Source organism: Streptosporangium brasiliense (assembly GCF_030811595.1).
Lineage (GTDB): Bacteria > Actinomycetota > Actinomycetes > Streptosporangiales > Streptosporangiaceae > Streptosporangium > Streptosporangium brasiliense.
This window is the reverse complement of the sequence record NZ_JAUSRB010000002.1, coordinates 1,191,681-1,211,193: the sequence shown is the minus strand read 5'-3', so window position 1 is coordinate 1,211,193 and position 19,513 is coordinate 1,191,681. Positions and strand designations below refer to the sequence as shown.

Sequence of the window (19,513 nt, the reverse complement as noted above, 5' to 3'; positions counted from 1 at the left end):
CGCATGGTTGAATGCCGCGCGTCGGGGCTTGTCGTCTGGGGGCCACCCGGTCCCAGGAGTCACGCCTGAATCGGTACTTTCGCAGGCAAGGCGCTGGAGGATCTGTGGATCTGAAGTTGGACCACCATTCCGAGGACCGTCTCACCATCGTTGAGGTCGAGGGTGAGATCGATGTCTACACCGCGCCCAGATTGCGTGAGCTCCTGATCGACCTGGTCAACAAGGGGAACTTCCACCTCCTGGTCAACATGGAGAAGGTCGACTTCCTTGACTCAACGGGACTTGGCGTCCTGGTCGGCGGGCTCAAGCGAGTTCGGGCGCACGACGGCTCACTGGAGCTGGTCTGCACCCAGGAGCGCATCCTGAAGATCTTCCGGATCACCGGGCTGACCAAGGTCTTCGGGATCTACGCCTCGGTGGAGGAGGCCAAGGAAGCCCACGGCCGAGACAAGTAGCCGTGGCTACCGTCGAGCTGACGTTCAGCGCTCTCCCCGCGCACGTGCGCACGGCACGCCTGGTCGCCACGGCGATCGCCAGGCGCACCGGCGTGGCGGAGTCGCTGCTGGACGAGGTACGGCTCGCCGTCGGTGAAGCGTGCTCCCGGGCCGTCGAGGCGCATCGCCTCCACTGTCCGGGGGAGCCGATCCGCATCGAGCTACGTGATGATCTGGGGCGCTTCGAGGTGACTGTCACCGACTCCGCCCCGAGTGATGAGCTGGAGCAGGAGCGCGAGCTGTTACGGTTCGACGATCCGCTCGGGCAGCTTCCCGACACCATGATGACCGGCTTCGGCATCGCGGTCATCGTGGGACTGGCCGACGACGTTCAGGTCTACCCCAGCCAGAAGGGCATGCGCATCCGCATGAGCTGGCCTGCGGCGACCAACGGTCTGTCTCCGGTCTGACGGCAGAGAGCCCCGAAAGCCGGGCGCGCCCATCGGGCGCGCCCGGCTTTCCGTATGTGGGCCCGCACTTTCGGGCAAAACATAATTTTGATATGTGTGGGCCAAAACCAGAGGGAAATGCGGGTTTGAGATCCGTAGTGCCACTCAGAAGAACCTTATAAGCAGGCCGGTCGATGGCAATTGCTGAACGCGCCGTTAAACAGCCGCGCGCAGAGGCTTCATATCCGCGTCGTAGCTGCGTAGACTCCCGGCACCGGCCAAGGTTTGTCCTTCGGAGCGGCCCGTGAACGGGTCCGATTCCGTGGGAAGTCTGCGGACGCAACCGGAAGCGGCACTGCCAACACCCGGAGTGCGCCGCTCCGTCAGCCGACCATTCACCGCAGCGCACTCCGGGCAGGACGTGTTCCCGTCTTGCCGAGGAGAGTCGGATGTCTGTGCTCCATCTAGCCGTTGCCGAAGAGCCAGCGGTATCCCTGAGCGGTTCTCATTTCAACATCGTGATAGTGGTGGCCGTCGTGGCCCTGCTCGCACTCGCCGTCGCCGGCGTCCTCGTGCGAGAGGTGCTCGCCGCCGGCCAAGGCACCGAGCGCATGCAGAACATCGCGCGCGCCGTACAGCAAGGAGCCTCCGCCTACCTGGCGCGGCAGTTCCGGACACTCGCGGTGTTCGTCATCCTGATCCCCTTCCTGCTCTACCTGCTCCCCGCCGAATCGACCGCCGTGGCCATCGGCCGGTCGGCTTTCTTCGTCGTCGGCGCGCTCTTCTCCGCGCTGACCGGCTTCATCGGCATGTGGCTGGCCGTCCGCGGAAACGTCCGGGTCGCCGCGGCCGCCCGTGAGACGGGCGAGAAGGTCGCGATGCGGATCGCCTTCCGCACCGGCGGCGTGGCCGGCATGATCACCGTCGGCCTCGGCCTGCTCGGCGCCGCCATCGTGGTGATCGCCTACGGCGGCGACGCCCCGGCCGTGCTGGAGGGCTTCGGCTTCGGCGCCGCACTGCTCGCCATGTTCATGCGGGTCGGCGGCGGCATCTTCACCAAGGCCGCCGACGTCGGCGCCGACCTGGTGGGCAAGGTCGAGCAGGGCATCCCCGAGGACGACCCGCGCAACGCCGCCACCATCGCCGACAACGTGGGCGACAACGTCGGCGACTGCGCGGGCATGGCCGCCGACCTGTTCGAGTCCTACGCGGTCATGCTCGTGGCCAGCCTGATCCTCGGCAAGGTGGCCTTCGGCACCGAGGGCCTGGTCTTCCCGCTGATCGTGCCGATGATCGGCGTGATCACCGCGATCATCGGGATCTTCACCACCGCCCCGCGCAGCGGCGACCGCTCCGGCATGGCCGCGATCAACCGCGGCTTCTTCATCTCGGCCGTCATCTCGGCGATCCTCGTCGGCGTCGCGGCCTTCCTCTACCTGCCCAGCAGCTTCGCCGGCCTGACCGGGGTGAGCCCGGAGATCGCCGCGGTCACCACCGACCCGCGCCTGATCGCCATCGGGGCGGTGCTCATCGGCCTGGTGCTGGCCAGCGCCATCCAGATCCTCACCGGCTACTTCACCGAGACCAACCGCCGTCCGGTGAAGGACATCGGCGAGAGCGCCCGCACCGGCCCCGCCACGGTCATCCTGTCCGGCATCAGCGTCGGCCTGGAGTCGGCGGTCTACTCGGCGCTGATCATCGGCGCCGCCGTCTACGGGGCGTTCCTGCTCGGCTTCGGCAACGTCACCATCGCCCTGTTCGCCGTGGCCCTGGCGGGCACCGGTCTGCTGACCACGGTCGGTGTGATCGTGTCGATGGACACCTTCGGCCCGGTCTCCGACAACGCGCAGGGCATCGCCGAGATGTCCGGAGACGTCGACGGCGAGGGCGCCCAGGTCCTCACCTCGCTCGACGCCGTGGGCAACACCACCAAGGCCATCACCAAGGGCATCGCGATCGCCACGGCGGTGCTCGCCGCGACGGCGCTGTTCGGCGCCTTCCGGACGGCGATCGAGACCCAGCTCGCCGGCGCGACCCAGGGCGTGAAGGACGCGCTCGGCTCCTTCGGCACGTTCAGCCTGAGCGTCGACTCCCCGAACGTGCTGGTCGGCCTGGTCATCGGCGCCGCGGTGGTGTTCATGTTCTCCGGCCTGGCGATCATGGCGGTCGGCCGGGCGGCCGGCCGGGTGGTCTTCGAGGTGCGCGAGCAGTTCCGCACCAAGCCGGGGATCATGGAGGGCACGGAGCTGCCCGACTACGGCAGGGTCGTCGACATCTGCACCCGTGACTCGCTGCGGGAGCTGGCCACGCCCGGCCTGCTCGCCGTGCTCACCCCGATCGCCGTCGGCTTCGCCCTCGGCTACGCGCCGCTCGGCGCGTTCCTCGCCGGTGCCATCGCCTGCGGCACGCTGATGGCGGTGTTCCTGGCCAACTCAGGCGGCGCCTGGGACAACGCCAAGAAGCTGGTCGAGGACGGCCACCACGGAGGCAAGGGGTCGTCCGCCCACGAGGCCACCGTCATCGGTGACACCGTCGGCGACCCGTTCAAGGACACCGCGGGCCCGGCGATCAACCCGCTGCTCAAGGTGATGAACCTGGTGGCGCTGCTGATCGCCCCGGCCGTGGTGGCCTACGCCGACAACGTGGCGCTGCGGATCGGCGTCACCGTGGTCGCGGCGGGCATCGTCGTCGCCGCGGTGATCGTCTCCAAGCGCCGGTCGGCGAGCATCTCCCCGACCGAGGAGAACAACGTCAAGCGCGAGCGGGAGCCGATCTCCAGCTGAGCGAGGGCCGACGGAAGGGGTGCGCGGGGCCGCGCACCCCTTCCGCGCGTACGGGGCCCCTCGGTGGGAAACTTGGGCGTATGGAACAGCAGCCCTCCGGAGGCAAGTCACTCATCCTGATCCTGCTGGCGATGGCCGCGGTGTTCGCGGTGATCGTGGGGATCGCCATGTGGGCGGCGAGGTGACGACCCGCACGCTGGTCGTGCTGCGGCACGCCAAGGCGGCCCACATCCCCGGCCTCGCCGACCGGGACCGCCCCCTCACCGAGCGCGGGCAGCGCGACGCCCGCCGGGCAGGTGAGGCGCTCACCGGCATGGACCTCCGGCCCGACCTGGTGCTCTGCTCGCCGTCGACGCGGACCAGGCAGACCGCCGGGCTGGCCCTGCCCGGTGCCGACATCACCTTCGAACCGGCCATCTACCAGGCATACTCCGACGAGCTCCTGTCCCTGATCCGGCGGAGCGACCCCGAGGTCCGCACGCTGATCCTGGTCGGGCACAACCCCGGTGTCCACGAGCTGGTCCTGGACCTCACCACGGGGGACGACGGCCCCGGCGCCACGGAGGACGACGACCCCGGTTTCCCGCCCGGCGCGTTCGCCGTCATCGAGGCCGAGGGCGAGTGGGCCGAGCTCGACGCGGGACGCGGTGTCGTCCGCTGGAGCCCCAAGGACCACTGAGCACAGCAAGGCCGGAGGCCCCGGTCACCGTACGGCCGGAAGCCCTGATCCCCGGAGACCCCGGTCACCGTACGGCCGGAAGTCCCGGCGGCCGTACGCCCGGAGGCCCCGGTCCCCGAGGTTCCGGTCACCGTACGGCCGGAGGCCCCGTCCCTGGAGACTCCGGTCACCGTACGGCCGGAGGTCACCGGTCACCGGGAGCACTAAGTGCCCGGAGGGCGGGCAGGAAGGTCACATCCCCCCGTCCTGACGACCTCGGGGGGTGGCATGCGGAAGATCGCCGAGGCGCTGCGGGGCGACTTCGTGATCTCCGGCCGGCCCGCCTGGGGGTACAGCCTGCTGTGCGCGCTGGGCATCTGCCTGCCGCTGCTGCTCGGCGTCGTGCTCGGCCGTGTCCCCCAGGGCGCGGCGGCGGCCCTGGGCGGCTATCTCACCGTCTTCGGGGACGCCCCGGGCCTGCCGTACGGCGAGCGCGCCCGCAAGCTGCTCGTCGCCACGCTCATGGTCACCCTGGGCTCCGGCCTCGGCGCGCTGATGCAGCCCCACCCCTGGCCGGCCGTCGCCGTGATGGGACTGGTCGCCCTGGCCGGCGGCTACTGGCCGGTGATCAGCGTCTCCTCGATGCTCGCCGTGGCCCTGGCCTACTTCGCCCCGGCGGGCATGAGCGTGCCGGTCCGCATGGAACTCGCGGCGGCCGGCGGCCTGCTGATGACGCTGCTGCTGGTGGTGCTCTGGCCGGTGCGCCGCCTCCAGCCGCTCCGCGCGGCCCTGGAGGAGGCCGGCGCGGCGCTCGCCGACCTGCTGGAGGCCGGGGGGCGGGCCCCGCTGTCCGACGAGAGCTGGGAGGTGCTGCGCCGCCGTGCTGGGACCGCGGTGGACGACGCGGCCCGGGCCTTCTGCCTCTACCGGGTCTCGGAAGAGGACGACCGGGCCCTGCGGCGGCTGCTGGCCACGCTGACCCGCATCCTCCACGAGACCGTCGCCCTGCGCGTGCTGCGGGCGGCGGCCGCGCAGGCCGACATGGGCACCGAGTGGGCCGGAGAGCTGGAGGAGGCGGTCGGGCCGCTGGCCCGCGCGCTGCGGGAGGCGGTGTCGCTCGGCGGTTCGGCCGCGGTGCCCGAGGCGCTGGAGGCGATGGGGCACTTCGCCGAGCGGGTCGAGGAGGTCCGCCGCTCCGCCCACGCGGGCGAGGCGCCGCTGCCCGCGGCCGCGCTGCTCGGACAGGTCCGCCGGTGCCTGGACCGGATCGGGATGGCGGTGCGGTCGGTGGCGCAGCAGGCGGCCGAGGGGGTCGAGATCGGGCCGCGCCTGCCCAGGTTCGGCCGGTTGCGCAGGCCGGTGTTCTCCACCGGGTACCACCCGGTGCGGCTGGGCCTGGCGGTGTCCCTGGCCATGGCGCTGATGCTGGTGATCCACGAGCACTACGCCAAGTGGTTCGTGGTGACCGTGATCGTCAGCCTCCGCCCGGCGTACTTCGACACGGTCGAGCGGGTGGTGCTGAGGACGGCCGGCACCGCGGTGGGCTCGGCGGGCGCGGCGGTGGTGCTGGCGGTCGCGCCCGGCCACCTCTACCTGCTGCTGTTCATCGCGGTCTGCGCGGTGCTGGGGTTCGCGCTGCGAGGGGCCAGCTACGGTTACTGGACGATCTTCGCCACCCCGCTGTCGCTGATGCTGTCGGACTTCTCCCTGCCGCTCGGCTGGGGCGCGGCGGCGGCCCGGGTGGTCCTGACGGCAGCCGGCGGGATGCTGGCGCTGGCCTTCGCCCGGCTGCTGTGGCCCCGGGGGCAGCGGGCGGAGCTGACCGGCAGGGCGGTGGACATGCTCGGGCGGCACGCGGCGCTGGTGCGGTCGCTGATCGACCAGGACCCCGACGAGGTCCGCGCCAGGGTCTCCTCGGCAGCCGACGCCGCCGACCGGTTCGCCGCCTCCCTGGACCGGCTGGACAAGGAGCCCGGGGGCAGCGCGCCGCGGCGGCTCAGGGACGCGGTGACGGCCGCCCGGCGGCTGCGGGACAACGCGCTGGCGCTGTTCGCCGTGCCGCCGCCCAGCGAGGAGTCCGGGCCGACGGCGACGGTGCTCGACATGGTCGCCGACCGGCTGGAGAACGTCGCCGAGGCGGTCGGGACGGAGCGCCCCGAGACGCCGCCCGACGATCTGGACCGCGTCCTGGACGAGCTCGGCGCCCACGTCGACGTGCTGACGGCGCGCCGGCTGGACGAGGTGGCCGGGGGCGCGGCCGATCAGATGACCGGGGTGCGCCGCGGGATCATGCACGCCGCCGCGGCGCAGCCGACGCTGAAGGGGCTCAGCGCCGAGGCTCTCCGGCTGGCGGCGCTCACCGCTCCACGAAGGTGACGCCGTCTTCGGCGTCGGCGGCCTCGACCTCGGCGCGGGGGATGCCGAGCAGGTAGAGGATCGAGTCGAGGTAGGGCACGTTGACCGCGGTGTCGGCGGCCTGACGGACCACCGGCTTGGCGTTGAACGCGATGCCCAGGCCGGCCGCCGCGATCATGTCCAGGTCGTTGGCGCCGTCGCCGATGGCCACGGTCTGGCTGATCGGGATGCCCGCCTCGCGGGCGAAGCGCTCCAGGGCCCGCGCCTTGCCGGGGCGGTCGACGATCTCGCCGACGACCCGTCCGGTGAGCACGCCGTCAACGACCTCCAGGGTGTTGGCCGCGGAGTAGTCGATGCCGAGATCCTGGACGAGGGAGTCGGTGAGCTGGGTGAACCCGCCGCTGACGATCGCGAACCGGTAGTCCAGCCGCTTGAGCGTCCGCACCAGCGTGCGGGCGCCGGGGGTGAGCACCAGCTCCTTGCGGACCTTCTCGAAGATCTCCTCGGGGAGACCCGCCAGCAGCGCGACCCGGCGGCGCAGCGACTCGGCGAAGTCGAGCTCGCCGCGCATCGCCTCCTCGGTGACCCGGGCGACCTCATCCAGGCAGCCCGCGTGCTCGGCCAGCAGCTCGATCACCTCGGCCTGGATGAGCGTGGAGTCCACGTCCATCACGATCAGCCGCTTGGCCCTGCGGTGCAGGCCGGTCCGCTGCACGGCCACGTCGACCTGCTGCGCGTGCGCCTCGGCGGCGAGCTCGGCCCGGAGCGCGTCGGGGTCGGCGCCGGAGACGGCCAGCTCGATGCAGGTCACCGGGTAGTTGGACAGCCGCTCGATCCGGTCGATGTTGGCGCCGGCCGCGGCGATCCGGCCCGAGATGCCGGCCATCGCGGCGGGCTGCAGGGGCGAGCCGAGCACGGTGACGTGCAGCCGCCCCCGGCGCCGCTTCTCCTGCGGGTCGGAGCCGGTGGACAGCTCCACGTGCAGGCCCATGTCCTCGGCGGTCCGCTCGACCGCGGTCCACAGGGCTCCTATGGTGCTGCCCGTGCCGGTCGGGGTGTCGCCCGCGTAGGCGACGAGGACACCCAGGGTGAGCCGGCCGCGGATGACGACCTGCTCGACGTCGGCGACGAGGACAGGGAAACCGGCCAGGACGGAGAAGAGCCGCGAGGTGACCCCGGGGCGGTCGGGGCCGGTCAACGTGATCAGAAGCGTGCGCTGGTTCATCGGTATCTAAGCTACTTGGCCCCGGAATCGAGCGTGAATGCGGTTCATCATCCGGACGCCTGAAGTTCGCGGTCCCCTTCCGCCCCGCGTCACCTGCGACTGTCTTCATGAACTCATGACGACCATCCCCGCAGAGCAACGCCTCGCTCGCTACACGGTCGGGCTGGCCACCACCGCTGTCGAGATGCGTGCGGCCCAGCGCCTGCGCCACCGGGTCTTCGCCGAGGAGATGGGCGCCCGGCTGGACACCCCCATCACCGGCCTGGACGTCGATCCGCTCGACGCCTACTGCGACCACCTGCTGGTACGGCACGGCGGCACGGGTGAGGTCGTCGGCACCTACCGGCTGCTCGCCCCCCGCCGGGCCGACCGGTTCTACGCCGACTCCGAGTTCGACCTCGGCGCGCTGTCCGGGATCCGGGCGGACCTGGTCGAGGCGGGCCGGGCCTGCGTGCACGCCGACCACCGGTGCGGCACCGTGGTCGGGCTGCTGTGGGCGGGCATCGCGCGCTACATGCTCGCCGGAGGGTACGGCTGGCTGGCCGGGTGCTGCTCGGTGCCGGTGGCCGACGCCGCGGGGGTCATGGACCGGCTGCCGCTCGCCCCGCCGGAGTATCGCGTCACTCCGCACCGCCCCTGGCGCGGCGGCCGCGCCGCCGGGCGGGTCGCGGTGCCCGCCCTGCTGCGGAGCTACATCCGGCTGGGCGCGTGGGTCTGCGGGCCGCCCGCCCACGATCCCGAGTTCGGCACGGCCGACTTCTTCGTCCTGCTGTCGATGGCCAACCTGGACCCTCGCTACCTGCGGCACTTCCTGGGAGCCCCCGCATGAACCCGTGGCTGCCGGTGGCGCCGTGCATGCCCGCCACCTGCCTCACGCCACCGGCCGCGGGGGTGTCCCGGCCGCGCCGGGCCCTGCGGCTGGCGGCCGTCGCGCTGTCGGTCCTCGCCGGGGTGGTGCCGGCGCTCCTCGCCCGCGGGTCCGGTACGGCGGGGCGGGTCCGGCTGGCGAGCCTCTGGTCCCGGCTGGTGCTGCGGGCCCTCGGGGTCCGGATCGAGGTGCGGCGGGGCTTCACCTTCCTGGCGGGTTCGGCCGCCGGGCTCCGCGTGGTCCCCGTCTCCGAGGCGGCCCCGCTGATCGTGGCCAACCACGTCTCGTGGCTGGATCCGCTCGTCATGTCCGCCGTGCTGCCCTCGCGCCCGCTGGCCAAGCACGAGGTCCGGAGGTGGCCGCTGATCGGCCTGCTGGCGGCGGGGGCGGGTGCGCTGTTCATCGACAGGGACCGGCTGTCGGCGCTGCCGGAGGCGGTCGGCCGGGTGGCCGCGGCGCTCGGCGAGGGCCACCCGGTGACCGCCTTCCCGGAGGGCACCACCTGGTGCGGCCGGGAGATGGGCGCCTTCCGGCCGGCCGTGTTCCAGGCGGCGCTGGACGCCGGGGCCCCGGTGCGGCCGGTGGCGATCAGGTATCTGGGCCCGGACGGGCTCCCGGCCGGCGTGGCCGCCTACGTCGGCGACGACACCCTGCCCGCCTCGATGCTGCGGGTGGCGGCGTTCCGGCGGCTGACCGTGGAGGTGACGCTGCTGCCCCCGGTCCAGGCCCGCGACCGCAGGTCCCTGGCCTGGGCGGCGGAGTCCTCGATCGCCTCCGTGGTGATCGCCCCGGCCGTGCACGGTGTCCCGGTCGCGGCCTGAGCCCGGCCGTGCACGGTGTCCCGGTCGCGGCCTGAGCCCGGCCGTGCGGGGTGTCCCGGTCGCGGTCTGAGCCCGGCCCGCGTGCCCTCCGGGGGCGCTGTCCGGACCGGCCGGGCCGGGGCCGATCCGGCCCGGCGTGTCACCTCGGTCCGAGGTAGGCGATGACGGCCGCCACCCGCCGGTGGGTGTCGGGGCTGTTCTCCAGGGCGAGCTTCAGGAAGATCGAGTTGACGTGCTTCTCGATCGCGGAGACCGACAGGTGCAGGGCGCGGGCGATGCCGCCGTTGGACAGGCCGTGCGCCATCTCCCGCAGCACGTCCAGCTCCCTGGGGGTCAGCTCGGCGGGCGGTGGGTTGTCCCGCACCCCGCGCTTGGCCAGCAGGCCCTCCACGACCTTGGGGTCGATCACCGACCCGCCCGCGGCCACCGACCGGATCGCGCCGAGCAGCTCGTCGATGTCCCCGACCCGGTCCTTGAGCAGGTACGCCCGGCCCTCGGTGCCGTCCCTGAACAGGTCCAGCGCGAACATCGCGTCGGAGAACTGGGAGAGCACCACGACCCCGATGTCCCGCGAGGCGCCCCGGATCCGGTGCGCGGCGTCGATCCCCTCCATGCCCGCGCGCACGAGCCCGGCCGAGCCGGGCATCCGGATGTCGGTGACCACCACGTCGGGCCGGAGCCGCCGGGCGGCGTCGAGCAGTTCGTCGGCGGTGCCCACGGCCGCCACCACCTTGATCTCCCCGGATGTCTCCAGGAGCCTGCGGGTGCCCTCCCGCACCAGGTAGTGGTCCTCGGCCAGGACGACCCTGAGCTCAGTCATGGACCGTGCGGTATCCGGAAGTGGTCATAGGCAGATCCTGCCCGGTGCCGGGCCCGGACGGATATGAGGTTGTCCGCACGCCTGCGGTCCGTGCCCCGCGCGTCCGCCGTCCCGCGGCCCGCGCGGGGTCCGGAGAGCGGAGAGCCCCCGTCCTGGGGCAGGACGGGGGCCCTCACGGCGTGCGGCTAGCGCGTGATCCTGGTCTTGACCTTCTTCACGAAGTACCAGCTCTTGATGCCCATACGCTCGTACTCGTCACGGCTCAGGTTGTCCGCGCCGGTCGGCTCGTCGTAGGTGTCGACGCCGAGGACGGCCTCGGCGGTGCCCTTGGACTTCTTGCCGAGCTTCACCATGATCTTGATGCTGTCGTACTCGCCCACCTCAAGGGCGTAGGGGGTCCAGCACCAGAAGCCGTCCTCGTACCAGTCGCACTCGGTCCCCTTGGGCGCGCCGACTCGGACGACCTTGGACCCCTTGGGCAGCACGCCACCGAGGTAGTAGGAGGTGGCCTCGTAGGGGCCGGTGTTGGTGGCCTTGATCGAGTAGGTGATCGTCGCTCCGGCCCGGGCCTTGCTCGGCGCCGAGATCTTGACGTCGAAGGAGGAGTAGGGGTCGTCGGCCTTCTGGACGGCCGCGGCCGGGGCCTTGGTGGGAGCGGCCGAGGCCGGCGTGGCGAGCAGGGTCGTGCCCGCGAGCGGAATGGCCAGGGCCAGAGCGGCGATCTTGTGGATCGGGTGGCGCATTAAACGTCTCCCAGTTGAGGGGTGCGAGGGCGCTGCGGTCGCCCCCGTGAAAGTCCGCAGCGTTTTATCACACATATTAGATAAAGTAAAAATTATCTATGTAAAGTGATTTATTGGGGCATCTACCGGACGGCGGCGGCTGTACAGAACGGCCGGGGTCCCGCGCCGGGCCGCCCGCCTCGCACGGACCGCCCGCCTCGCACGGGCCGTCCGCGTCCGCCGTCCGGACGCTGACTAGGGGATGATCCGGGTCTTGACCCGCACGTACTTCAGGTCGCTGCCGACGTCGATGCCGTGGATGTTCAGGGTGTCGAGCCCGCCCGCGGGGACGTCGATCGACGCCGAGGCGAACTCGGCCGACGCGGTACCCCGCGCGCTGCTCCTGAGCCAGACCTTGACCTTGACCGTGGCGGTCCGGCCCGGCCGCAGGGTGTCGAGCAGGCAGCCCACCTCGCGCCTGTCGACGTCGCAGACGGAGCCGGAGGGGCCGGTGATCTGGACCTTGCGGGCCTGCTTGGGGACGTAGCCTCCGATGTAGGCGATGTCGGTGGACCACTCGCCGACGTTCTTGGTCTTGAGCGTGTAGGTGATCGTGTCGCCCGCGTAGGCCCGGCGCGGGTAGAAGGCGGTCAGCTTCAGCGGCGAGAGCGGTGGGTTCACGTGGGCCGCGGCCGGCGCGGCCGGGACGGCCGGGGCGGCGTTCGCGGTGCCAGGGGCGAGGAGCAGGCCTCCCGCCAGGGCGATGACGGCGGAGGCGGTCAGGTGCCGGCGCATTTCTTACTCCAGTCGGAATCAGGGGTTCCCCGTTGTCTGCTGGGTCCAGCATGGGACGTCCGACTTGGAAACCCCTTGTGCCTGACTGGCTATCGGACGATCAGGTGGACATCGCCGAATTCGTGCCAGAGATAACCCTCCCGCAGAGCCTCCCGGTAGCTCCGGGAGAGCAGCCCGTCCCCGGCGATCGCCGACAGCATCAGCAGGTGGCTGGAGCGCGGCTCGTGCAGGCCGGTGATCAGGCCGTTCACCGCCCGCACCCCCGACGAGGGGGTCACCAGGTGCGAGGTCCAGCCCCGCGCGGCCCGCAGCGGCCCACCGGCCGACGCGGCCGTCTCCAGGGCCCGCACCACGGTCGTGCCCACCGCGATCACCCGGCCTCCGGACCGGCGGGTGAGCTCGACCTGCCGCGCGGTCGGCCCGGGCACCTCGAACCACTCCGGATAGGGCGGCTCGTCCTTCTCCGGCGAGGCCACCCCGGTGTGCAGGGTGATCGGCGCGACGCCGATCCCGCGCGAGACCAGTCCGGTCACCAGCTCCGCGGTGAACGGCCGTCCGGCGCTGGGCATCTCCGCGCTGCCGGGCCGGACCCCGAACACGGTCTGGTAGTCGGCCAGGGGCCAGTCCCGCTCCACGTAGGAGTAGCGGATCGGCACGCCGTAGCGGCGCAGGTAGGCGGGGACCTCGCGGTCCAGCCGGGCCCGCCACAGGCGCGGGGTCTCCCGCTCCAGCAGGCGCAGCGTGGCCCCGCCGGGCAGCGGCAGCCACTCTCCGGGCGCGCCTCCCTGGTAGGGCTCGCCGGCCGCGTCCGCCTCCGTGGCCGCGTCCCCGGCGGGCCCCCGCCGCCCGCGCGGGTCCCGCCCGGCGGACGCGCCCGCGCGGCCGGGCCCGGACCTGCGCTCCACCCGGCGGCGCAGCTCCACCAGCCAGGTCCCGTCCTCGCGCTCGGTGGAGAAGTGCACCGCCAGCCGGTCGAGCCGGACCGCGGCCGGGAGTGTCGCGGAGTTGTTGACCACCAGCAGGTCGCCGGGGCTGAGCAGGCCGGGCAGCTCGGTGAAGGTGTGGTGGGCGATCTCGCCGGTGGCGCCGTCGGAGACCAGGAGCCGCACCCCGTCGCGGGCCAGCCCCCGCGCCTCCGGCGGCTCGTGCGCCTCCAGGTCGTGCGGGAGCACGAAGTCGGGGGCCATGGCGTCGGCCGCGGGCGCGCTCACGCCTCCTCCTCCGCCGGTCCCGCCGGCCGCCGGCCGTGACCGCCGGGCCGCCCGCTCATGAGTGGCTCACCCGGCCGCTCGCCGGACGCTCCTCGATCAGCCGCCGCAGGGTGGGCACGACCGTCTCCGGCGCCGGGGCCGCGGCCGCGTCCCCGGCGCCGATCGCGTCGGCGAGCATCGCCGTGTTCATCTCGCCCGGGTCGACCCACCAGACCGCGACCCGCTGCTCCTCGACGGCCAGCACCTTGGACAGCTGCTCCAGGGCGGCCTTGGTCGCGCCGTACCCGCCCCAGCCCTCGTACGCCTCCACCGCCGCGTCGGAGGAGATGTTGACGATCGCGCCCCGCCGCTCCCTGAGCCAGGGCAGGGACGCCTGGACCAGCGCCAGCGGGGCCAGCACGTTGGCCCTGAACAGGTCTTCGAGCACGTCGAGCGGGTAGCCGGCCAGGGGCGGCAGCGGGACCGCGCCCAGCCCGGAGGCGTTGTTGACCAGCAGGTCCAGCCCGCCGTGGTCCTGTACGGCGTGCGCCAGCCGGTCCCGGTGGGCCGGGTCGGCGACGTCCCCGGCGAGGGCGAGGGCGCCGAGTTCGTCGGCGACGGGCTTCAGCGCGTCCGCGCCCCGCGCGGTGAGGATGAGCCGCCAGCCGTCGGAGGCCAGGGAACGGGCCAGGGCCAGGCCGAGCCCGCGGGAGGCGCCGGTGATGAGTGCGGTCTTCGTCATGGCCTCGACGGTAGGGAGCGGACCGCCCGCCCACATCGGCCGCGGGACCGGCCCCCCATGGGCTGATGGACCTAAGACCCATGGCGTAACGCCGCGGCGGACCGCGGCGCCTAGAGTTTTCCCGTGAACGAAGACCAGGAGGCCGTCCTGCACGCGGTGAGCTCCGCCGTGCTCGCGGTGACCAGGCATCTGTCGGTCCGGGAGGTGCTCCAGGTCATCGTACGCTCGGCGCAGCAGCTGCTGGACGCCCGCTATGCCGCCCTCGGCGTGCCCGACGACGAGGGGGCCTTCGCCGAGTTCGTCGCCGAGGGCATCTCCGACGAGGAGTGGGAGGCGATCGGGCCGATGCCCCGCCAGCACGGCATGCTCGGCGCGATGCTGCGGGAGGGCGCGCCGGTCCGGCTGCCCGACATCCGCAGGGACGCCAGGTTCGAATACTGGCCGCGGGCCCATCCGGTGCTCAAGGACTTCCTCGGGGTACCGATCCGCGACGGCGACCAGGTGCTCGGCATCGTCTTCCTGTCCAACAAGCGGACCCCGGGCGGTTTCACCGAGGCCGACCAGCGGCTGCTCACCATGTTCGCCGCGCACGCCGCGATCGCGCTCACCAACGCCCGCCTCTACGAGCGGGGCCGGGAGCTGGCCCTGGTGGAGGAGCGCACCCGGATGGCCCGGGAGCTGCACGACGCGGTGACCCAGAAGCTGTTCTCGCTCCGGCTCACCGCCCAGGCGGCGGCCTCGCTGGTGACCCGCGACCCCGACCGGGCGCTGGGGGAGCTGGAGCGGGTCGAACGGCTGGCGGGGGAGGCGCTGTCCGAGCTCCGCGCGGTGATCGTGGAGCTCCGGCCGGCCGAGCTCGACCGCCACGGCCTGGCCGAGACGCTCGGCAAGCACGTGCGCCTGCTGGACCGGCTGCACCCGGCGTCGTTCACCTTCGAGGAGATGGCGATGTGCCCGCTCGAACCGGCGACCGAGGTGGCGGTGCTGCGGGTGGCCCAGGAGGCGCTGCACAACGCCTCCCGGCACGCGGCGGCGCGCGCCGTGGACGTCCGGCTGGGCTGCGAGGCGGGCCGGGTGGTCCTGGAGGTGCGGGACGACGGGGCGGGGTTCGACGTGGCCGCCGCCGCCGGACGGGGGCTGGGCATCGCGTCGATGGAGGACAGGGCGCAGGCCCTGGGCGGGAGCGTGCGTGTGACGTCGGGGTCCGGTCGAGGGACCCTGGTGCGGATGGAGGTGCCGGTGTGATCCGCGTGCTGATCGCCGACGACCACCCGGTCGTCCGGCAGGGCCTGCGCACCTTCCTGGACCTGCAGGACGACCTCGAGGTGGTCGGGGAGGCGGCCGACGGCACCGAGGCGCTCGCCCTGGTCGCCTCCCTCGCCCCCGACGTGCTGCTGCTCGACCTGAAGATGCCGGTCCTCGACGGCCTCGGCACACTGGTCGGGCTGGGCGAGCGCGGGCTCTCGCCGCGCGTGCTGGTGCTGACCTCGGTCAGCGACCGGGAGGACGTCGCCCCGGCGATGCGGGCCGGCGCGTCCGGGTTCCTCTACAAGGACGTCGACCCCGTCGCGCTCGTCCAGGCCATCCGCGCGGTCCACGGCGGCCAGGTGCTGCTGGCCCCCGAGGCCGCCGAGGCGATGCTGTCCGCCCCCGCCTCCGCGCCGGCGGCCGGCGGGCCCGTGGCGCCGCTGACCGACCGGGAGCGCGAGGTGCTCACGCTGATCGCCTCGGGCCGCTCCAACCGCGAGATCGCCCGGGAGCTGGCGGTGGCGGAGAAGACCGTGAAGACCCACGTCTCCAACGTGCTGATGAAGCTGGGCGTGCAGGACAGGACCCAGGCCGCCCTCTACGCGGTACGGCACGGCCTGGCCTGATCCCGCCCGCCCGGGAGCCGCCGGAGCGGGAGCTAGACGAGTTCGGTGATGGCGTGGTGGGCGGCCACGCGTGCCCGCCGTACGGCGCGGTCGAGGTCGCGCAGGGCCTCGCTCCGGGTGACGATCTGGCCGGAGGTGAGCCCCCGGTCGTCGGCGACCTGGAGCACCGCGGTGAGCCGGGCGGCGAGGGCGGCGACCCGGTGGGCGCGGGCCGGGTAGCCGGGGGCCAGGCCGTCGTCGACGGTGCTGACCCGCCGGTGGCCCTGGGCCGGGCCCTCCACGCCGAGCAGCGCGTCGGTGGCCGCGCGCATCGCCATGGTCAGGGCGTGTTCGGCCTCGGCCAGGGAGGGGATGTCGGGGGCGTTAGTGCTGGCCTCCAGTACGCTCCAGCGCACCCCGGCGTACGATGACCCGCGGCGGTCCCGCACGGGGACCAGGCCGAGGCACCTGCCGGCAAGCACGGCTGTCGCCGCCTGTCCGGCCTCGATGGCCGCGGAGTTGAAGGGGGGCGGTCCGGTGAGTCCGAGCGGGTCGCCCGCCACGGGGAGCGCCAGGCGCAGGGATTTCATGCCCTCGACGCGCAGGTCGGCGAGGAAGCGGCGGAGGGGGAGGTCGCCGTCGTCTCCGGCGACGAGTTGGGGGCCGGCCTGCCGCTCCACGCGGTCGGCGGCCTCGTCGAGGCCGACCTGCCCGGTGAGCCAGGCGTTGCCCCAGCAGACCAAGGTGGCCGAGATCGGTGAATCAGGGTGCACCGATCCACGATATGCGCTTGTCCTGCAATAGGTTTTGTTCGAGTGATTCACGAGGAGGCGTAGGGATGGGCGGTCAGGTGCTTCGGCTACAGGACGTCACCGTCCGCAGGGACGGGGCGGCCCTGCTGCGGGACATCGAATGGACCGTTCACGAGGACGAGCGGTGGGTCGTCATCGGCCCCAACGGCGCGGGAAAGACGACGCTGCTGCAGGTCGTCGGGGCGATGCTGTTCCCCACCGAGGGCATCGTGGAGATCCTGGGCGAGCGGCTCGGCCAGAGTGACGTGTTCGACCTGCGACCCCGCATCGGGCTCGCGAGCGCCGCGCTGGCCGAGAAGGTGCCGCCGGAGGAGAAGGTCATCGACCTGGTGCTCACCGCCTCCTACGCGATCCTCGGCCGCTGGACGGAGGAGTACGACTCCAACGACGTCACCCGTGCCGTCGAGCTGATCGACCAGCTCGGCTGCGCCCACCTGATCCGGCGCCGGTTCAACACCCTGTCGGAGGGCGAGCGCAAGCGGGTGCAGATCGCCCGGGCGCTCATGCCGGACCCCGAGCTGCTGCTGCTGGACGAGCCCGCCGCCGGGCTGGACCTGGGCGGCCGGGAGGATCTGGTCCGCCGCCTGGCGACGTTCGCGCACGACCCGAAGGCGCCCACGATGGTGCTGGTCACCCACCACGTGGAGGAGGTGCCCAGCGGGTTCACCCACGCGCTGCTGCTCCGGCACGGCTCGGTGATCGCCCAGGGCCCCATCGACCACGTGATGACCGCCGAGAACCTGTCGCGCACCTTCGGCGTCCCGCTCAACCTGGAGCGCGGGTCCGACGGCCGCTGGTACGCCCGGGCGCATCATTTCTGAGACCCTTATCGGCTGTTCAAGAGCCGGCAACGGTAAAACGAAATAGCATCTCGGAGCGGGTGACCTGGTTGACTCGACCGTCCGGGGTGGCTGATGGAAACGCTTGTCGCCGCATTCGTCGTGGTGGCCGCCGCGGGGTTCTCCCTGTTCCGGGCGGTCCATGTCGTCCCCCAGGCCAGCGCGGCGATCGTGGAGCGGCTCGGCCGCTACCACCGCACGCTCGATCCCGGGCTGAGCCTGGTGATCCCCTTCATCGACCGGATCAGGCGGACGGTCGACCTGCGCGAGCAGATCGTCTCGTTCCCGCCGCAGCCGGTGAGCACCTCCGACAACCTCGTCGTCTCCGCCGACACGGTCGTCTGCTTCCAGGTCGTCGACCCCCGGGCCGCGACCTACGGGGTCGCGGACTTCCGGGCGGGGATCGAGCAGCTCGCCGTGGCCACGCTGCGCGGCGTGGTCGGCGCCGTGGAGCTGGAGCGCGCGCTGACCTCGCGTGAGGAGATCAACGCCGAGCTGCGCCGGGCGCTCGGCGGCGCCGCCGCGGAGTGGGGGATCCAGGTCAACCGGGCCGAGCTCAAGACGGTCGACCCGCCGGCCTCCGTCCAGGAGTCGATGGAGCGGCGGTTGCGCGCCGACCGCGACAAGCGGGCCGCCGTCCTCGCCGCCGAGGGGCACAAGCAGGCGGCCATCCTCACCGCCGAGGGGCACCGGCACGCCGAGGTGCTGAAGGCGCGGGGCGAGGCGGAGGCCGTGGTGCTCAGGGCCCAGGCCGACGCCGAGGCGGAGGCGATGCGGGCCAAGGGCGAGGCCGACGCGATCGGCATGATCTTCCGTGCGATCCACGAGGGCCGGCCGGACCGGCGGCTGCTGGCCTACCAATACCTGCGGACGCTCCCGGAGATCGCCAGGGGCGGCGCCAACAAGGTGTGGATCGTGCCGTCGGAGCTGGGCAGGGCGATCGAGAGCCTCGGCTTCTTCGACGCGAAGGACACCCCCGACGCCGATTAGGGTCCGTCCTCCTCCTAGCATCCGGTGAGTGCCGTGCACCGTCCGTGGGCGCGAGCCGTACGAGTGAGGAGGGCGTCATGACGCCGTGGGAGGCCGTCGCGATTCTCGCGGCCGGGGTCGGGGCCGGGGGCATCAACGCCGTCGTCGGCTCGGGATCGCTGATCACGTTCCCGACGATGGTGGCCGTGGGGCTGCCGCCGATCGTGGCCAACGTCTCCAACAACATCGGGCTGGTACCCGGGTCGCTGACCGGCGCGCTCGGCTACCGGGCCGAGCTGAAGGGGCAGCGCGAGCGGCTGGTCCGGCTGGGCGCCGGTTCGATCGTGGGCTCTCTCATCGGCGGCGTGCTGCTGCTCTTCCTCCCCGCCGACACCTTCGACGTGGTGGTGCCGGTCCTGATCGGCCTGGCGTGCGTACTGGTGGTGATCCAGCCCAGGCTCAACGGGTGGCTGAGCGCCCGGCGGGAGGACCCTCATCCGCACGGCGGGCCGTGGCTGTGGCTCGGGGTGTTCGCCGCCGGGATATACGGCGGCTATTTCGGCGCGGCCCAGGGGGTGCTGCTCATCGGACTGCTCGGCAGCTTCCTCGACGACGACCTGCAGCGGGTGAACGCCGCCAAGAACGTGCTGTCGCTGCTGGTCAACGCCACCGCGGCGGTGCTGTTCATCGTGGTGGCGGAGGTGGACTGGCGTGCGGTGGCGTTGGTCGCGCTGGGAGCCACGGTCGGTGGTTTCCTCGGCGCGAAGGTCGGCCGGAAGCTGCCGGCGCCCGTATTGCGGGGTTTCATTGTTTGCGTGGGAATCGTAGCGATAATCAAACTGGTGTACGGCTAAATTCATCTGTTTTAGGGCATAAAGCGGACATGAAAGGCGACAAGGTAGAGATCGTCATCGACGCGGGCGACAGCTCGCGTACCTACGAAGTCGTCGCCACCAAGGCTGGCCGCCGGGTCGAGGTGTCCAACCGTCGCGGTGGCGTGGTCGAGGTGAGCGAGGTCACCCGTAGCGGTACGGCCGTGCGCACCGCCCGGTTCATGTCCAGCCGGATCCTCGCCCTGGTCGAGCATCCGGCCGACGGCAGGCCGGACTGACATCCGGGCGGGGCGTCCGGCGGGCCATGTCGTCCGGCGGAGACCGGCGTCGGCCGCCCCGGCCCGG

20 protein-coding genes are annotated in these 19,513 nt (G+C 72.5%); 13 read left to right on the top strand and 7 right to left on the bottom strand.

The features are described from left to right. Positions 1 to 104: 104 nt before the first annotated feature. The 5 genes from J2S55_RS14095 to J2S55_RS14075 all read left to right on the top strand — a co-directional run bounded on the left by J2S55_RS14095 (position 105) and on the right by J2S55_RS14075 (position 6,700). Positions 105 to 455, top strand: a complete 351-nt coding sequence (locus tag J2S55_RS14095; RefSeq protein WP_012887265.1) for an STAS domain-containing protein — start codon at positions 105 to 107, stop codon at positions 453 to 455. A 2-nt stretch (positions 456 to 457) separates the two neighbouring features. Continuing rightward, positions 458 to 904: an ATP-binding protein gene (locus J2S55_RS14090; RefSeq protein WP_306860602.1), complete on the top strand. Its 447-nt coding sequence runs from the start codon at positions 458 to 460 to the stop codon at positions 902 to 904. Positions 905 to 1,332: 428 nt separating this feature from the next. After that, positions 1,333 to 3,666 (top strand): sodium-translocating pyrophosphatase, encoded by a 2,334-nt coding sequence (locus J2S55_RS14085; RefSeq protein ID WP_306860600.1) that lies wholly within the window; start codon positions 1,333 to 1,335, stop codon positions 3,664 to 3,666. A gap of 169 nt (positions 3,667 to 3,835) precedes the next feature. Continuing rightward, complete coding sequence (locus J2S55_RS14080; RefSeq protein WP_306860598.1) at positions 3,836 to 4,345, top strand: SixA phosphatase family protein; 510 nt, start codon at positions 3,836 to 3,838, stop codon at positions 4,343 to 4,345. A gap of 267 nt (positions 4,346 to 4,612) precedes the next feature. Then, on the top strand, positions 4,613 to 6,700 hold the full coding sequence (locus J2S55_RS14075; RefSeq protein ID WP_306860596.1) for an FUSC family protein: 2,088 nt from the start codon (positions 4,613 to 4,615) through the stop codon (positions 6,698 to 6,700). Here J2S55_RS14075 and serB read toward each other — a convergent pair. Continuing rightward, positions 6,681 to 7,904 carry a phosphoserine phosphatase SerB gene (gene serB, locus J2S55_RS14070; RefSeq protein WP_306860594.1) on the bottom strand — a complete coding sequence of 408 codons (1,224 nt, stop codon included), beginning with the start codon at positions 7,902 to 7,904 and terminating at the stop codon, positions 6,681 to 6,683. The genes J2S55_RS14075 and serB overlap by 20 nt on opposite strands. Before the next feature lie 115 nt (positions 7,905 to 8,019). Between serB and J2S55_RS14065 the strand changes: the two genes are divergently transcribed. Continuing rightward, positions 8,020 to 8,733 carry a GNAT family N-acetyltransferase gene (locus tag J2S55_RS14065; RefSeq protein ID WP_306860592.1) on the top strand — a complete coding sequence of 238 codons (714 nt, stop codon included), beginning with the start codon at positions 8,020 to 8,022 and terminating at the stop codon, positions 8,731 to 8,733. After that, the gene (locus J2S55_RS14060) at positions 8,730 to 9,593 is read left to right on the top strand and encodes a lysophospholipid acyltransferase family protein (protein ID WP_306860590.1); all 864 of its coding nucleotides are present in this window, start codon (positions 8,730 to 8,732) and stop codon (positions 9,591 to 9,593) included. Before J2S55_RS14065 ends, J2S55_RS14060 begins: the two co-directional genes overlap by 4 nt. Positions 9,594 to 9,732: 139 nt before the next feature. Here J2S55_RS14060 and J2S55_RS14055 read toward each other — a convergent pair whose 3' ends face one another. From J2S55_RS14055 to J2S55_RS14035, 5 genes are all read right to left on the bottom strand, one after another. After that, positions 9,733 to 10,413, bottom strand: a complete 681-nt coding sequence (locus J2S55_RS14055; protein WP_306860587.1) for a response regulator transcription factor — start codon at positions 10,411 to 10,413, stop codon at positions 9,733 to 9,735. A 185-nt stretch (positions 10,414 to 10,598) separates the two neighbouring features. Next, complete coding sequence (locus tag J2S55_RS14050; RefSeq protein ID WP_306860585.1) at positions 10,599 to 11,156, bottom strand: hypothetical protein; 558 nt, start codon at positions 11,154 to 11,156, stop codon at positions 10,599 to 10,601. Between the two features lie 234 nt (positions 11,157 to 11,390). Further along, positions 11,391 to 11,930, bottom strand: coding sequence for a hypothetical protein (locus tag J2S55_RS14045; RefSeq protein ID WP_306860583.1), 540 nt, complete (start codon positions 11,928 to 11,930; stop codon positions 11,391 to 11,393). An 89-nt stretch (positions 11,931 to 12,019) separates the two neighbouring features. Then, positions 12,020 to 13,141, bottom strand: coding sequence for an S-adenosylmethionine:tRNA ribosyltransferase-isomerase (locus J2S55_RS14040; RefSeq protein ID WP_306860581.1), 1,122 nt, complete (start codon positions 13,139 to 13,141; stop codon positions 12,020 to 12,022). 55 nt (positions 13,142 to 13,196) lie between these two features. Continuing rightward, positions 13,197 to 13,862, bottom strand: coding sequence for an SDR family oxidoreductase (locus J2S55_RS14035; protein WP_306860579.1), 666 nt, complete (start codon positions 13,860 to 13,862; stop codon positions 13,197 to 13,199). 123 nt (positions 13,863 to 13,985) lie between these two features. Between J2S55_RS14035 and J2S55_RS14030 the strand changes: the two genes are divergently transcribed. Next, the gene (locus J2S55_RS14030) at positions 13,986 to 15,107 is read left to right on the top strand and encodes a GAF domain-containing sensor histidine kinase (protein ID WP_306860577.1); all 1,122 of its coding nucleotides are present in this window, start codon (positions 13,986 to 13,988) and stop codon (positions 15,105 to 15,107) included. Further along, complete coding sequence (locus J2S55_RS14025) at positions 15,104 to 15,736, top strand: response regulator (protein ID WP_306860575.1); 633 nt, start codon at positions 15,104 to 15,106, stop codon at positions 15,734 to 15,736. Before J2S55_RS14030 ends, J2S55_RS14025 begins: the two co-directional genes overlap by 4 nt. 32 nt (positions 15,737 to 15,768) lie before the next feature. Here J2S55_RS14025 and J2S55_RS14020 read toward each other — a convergent pair whose 3' ends face one another. Continuing rightward, positions 15,769 to 16,488 (bottom strand): Rv1486c family protein, encoded by a 720-nt coding sequence (locus J2S55_RS14020; protein ID WP_306860573.1) that lies wholly within the window; start codon positions 16,486 to 16,488, stop codon positions 15,769 to 15,771. Positions 16,489 to 16,553: 65 nt separating this feature from the next. Here J2S55_RS14020 and J2S55_RS14015 point away from each other — a divergent pair, with 65 nt between their 5' ends. The 4 genes from J2S55_RS14015 (at position 16,554) to J2S55_RS14000 (ending at position 19,446) form a co-directional block, all read left to right on the top strand. Then, entirely contained in the window at positions 16,554 to 17,348 is a 795-nt protein-coding gene (locus J2S55_RS14015; protein ID WP_306860571.1) for an ABC transporter ATP-binding protein, read from the top strand. 93 nt (positions 17,349 to 17,441) lie between these two features. Further along, positions 17,442 to 18,356, top strand: coding sequence for an SPFH domain-containing protein (locus tag J2S55_RS14010; RefSeq protein ID WP_306860569.1), 915 nt, complete (start codon positions 17,442 to 17,444; stop codon positions 18,354 to 18,356). A 77-nt stretch (positions 18,357 to 18,433) separates the two neighbouring features. Next, entirely contained in the window at positions 18,434 to 19,189 is a 756-nt protein-coding gene (locus tag J2S55_RS14005) for a sulfite exporter TauE/SafE family protein (protein WP_306860566.1), read from the top strand. Positions 19,190 to 19,218: 29 nt separating this feature from the next. Continuing rightward, positions 19,219 to 19,446: a DUF8836 family protein gene (locus J2S55_RS14000; protein ID WP_306860563.1), complete on the top strand. Its 228-nt coding sequence runs from the start codon at positions 19,219 to 19,221 to the stop codon at positions 19,444 to 19,446. The last annotated feature ends 67 nt before the right edge of the window (positions 19,447 to 19,513 follow it).

What these genes read in the sequence shown, in the direction of transcription:
- J2S55_RS14045 (WP_306860583.1), bottom strand. Translation starts at nt 11,930, where the DNA reads ATGCGCCGGCACCTGACCGCCTCCGCCGTCATCGCCCTGGCGGGAGGC.
- J2S55_RS14065 (WP_306860592.1), top strand. Translation starts at nt 8,020, where the DNA reads ATGACGACCATCCCCGCAGAGCAACGCCTCGCTCGCTACACGGTCGGG.
- J2S55_RS14055 (WP_306860587.1), bottom strand. Translation starts at nt 10,413, where the DNA reads ATGACTGAGCTCAGGGTCGTCCTGGCCGAGGACCACTACCTGGTGCGG.
- J2S55_RS14000 (WP_306860563.1), top strand. Translation starts at nt 19,219, where the DNA reads ATGAAAGGCGACAAGGTAGAGATCGTCATCGACGCGGGCGACAGCTCG.
- J2S55_RS14010 (WP_306860569.1), top strand. Translation starts at nt 17,442, where the DNA reads ATGGAAACGCTTGTCGCCGCATTCGTCGTGGTGGCCGCCGCGGGGTTC.
- serB (WP_306860594.1), bottom strand. Translation starts at nt 7,904, where the DNA reads ATGAACCAGCGCACGCTTCTGATCACGTTGACCGGCCCCGACCGCCCC.
- J2S55_RS14075 (WP_306860596.1), top strand. Translation starts at nt 4,613, where the DNA reads ATGCGGAAGATCGCCGAGGCGCTGCGGGGCGACTTCGTGATCTCCGGC.
- J2S55_RS14015 (WP_306860571.1), top strand. Translation starts at nt 16,554, where the DNA reads ATGGGCGGTCAGGTGCTTCGGCTACAGGACGTCACCGTCCGCAGGGAC.
- J2S55_RS14060 (WP_306860590.1), top strand. Translation starts at nt 8,730, where the DNA reads ATGAACCCGTGGCTGCCGGTGGCGCCGTGCATGCCCGCCACCTGCCTC.
- J2S55_RS14005 (WP_306860566.1), top strand. Translation starts at nt 18,434, where the DNA reads ATGACGCCGTGGGAGGCCGTCGCGATTCTCGCGGCCGGGGTCGGGGCC.
- J2S55_RS14085 (WP_306860600.1), top strand. Translation starts at nt 1,333, where the DNA reads ATGTCTGTGCTCCATCTAGCCGTTGCCGAAGAGCCAGCGGTATCCCTG.
- J2S55_RS14035 (WP_306860579.1), bottom strand. Translation starts at nt 13,862, where the DNA reads ATGACGAAGACCGCACTCATCACCGGCGCCTCCCGCGGGCTCGGCCTG.
- J2S55_RS14050 (WP_306860585.1), bottom strand. Translation starts at nt 11,156, where the DNA reads ATGCGCCACCCGATCCACAAGATCGCCGCTCTGGCCCTGGCCATTCCG.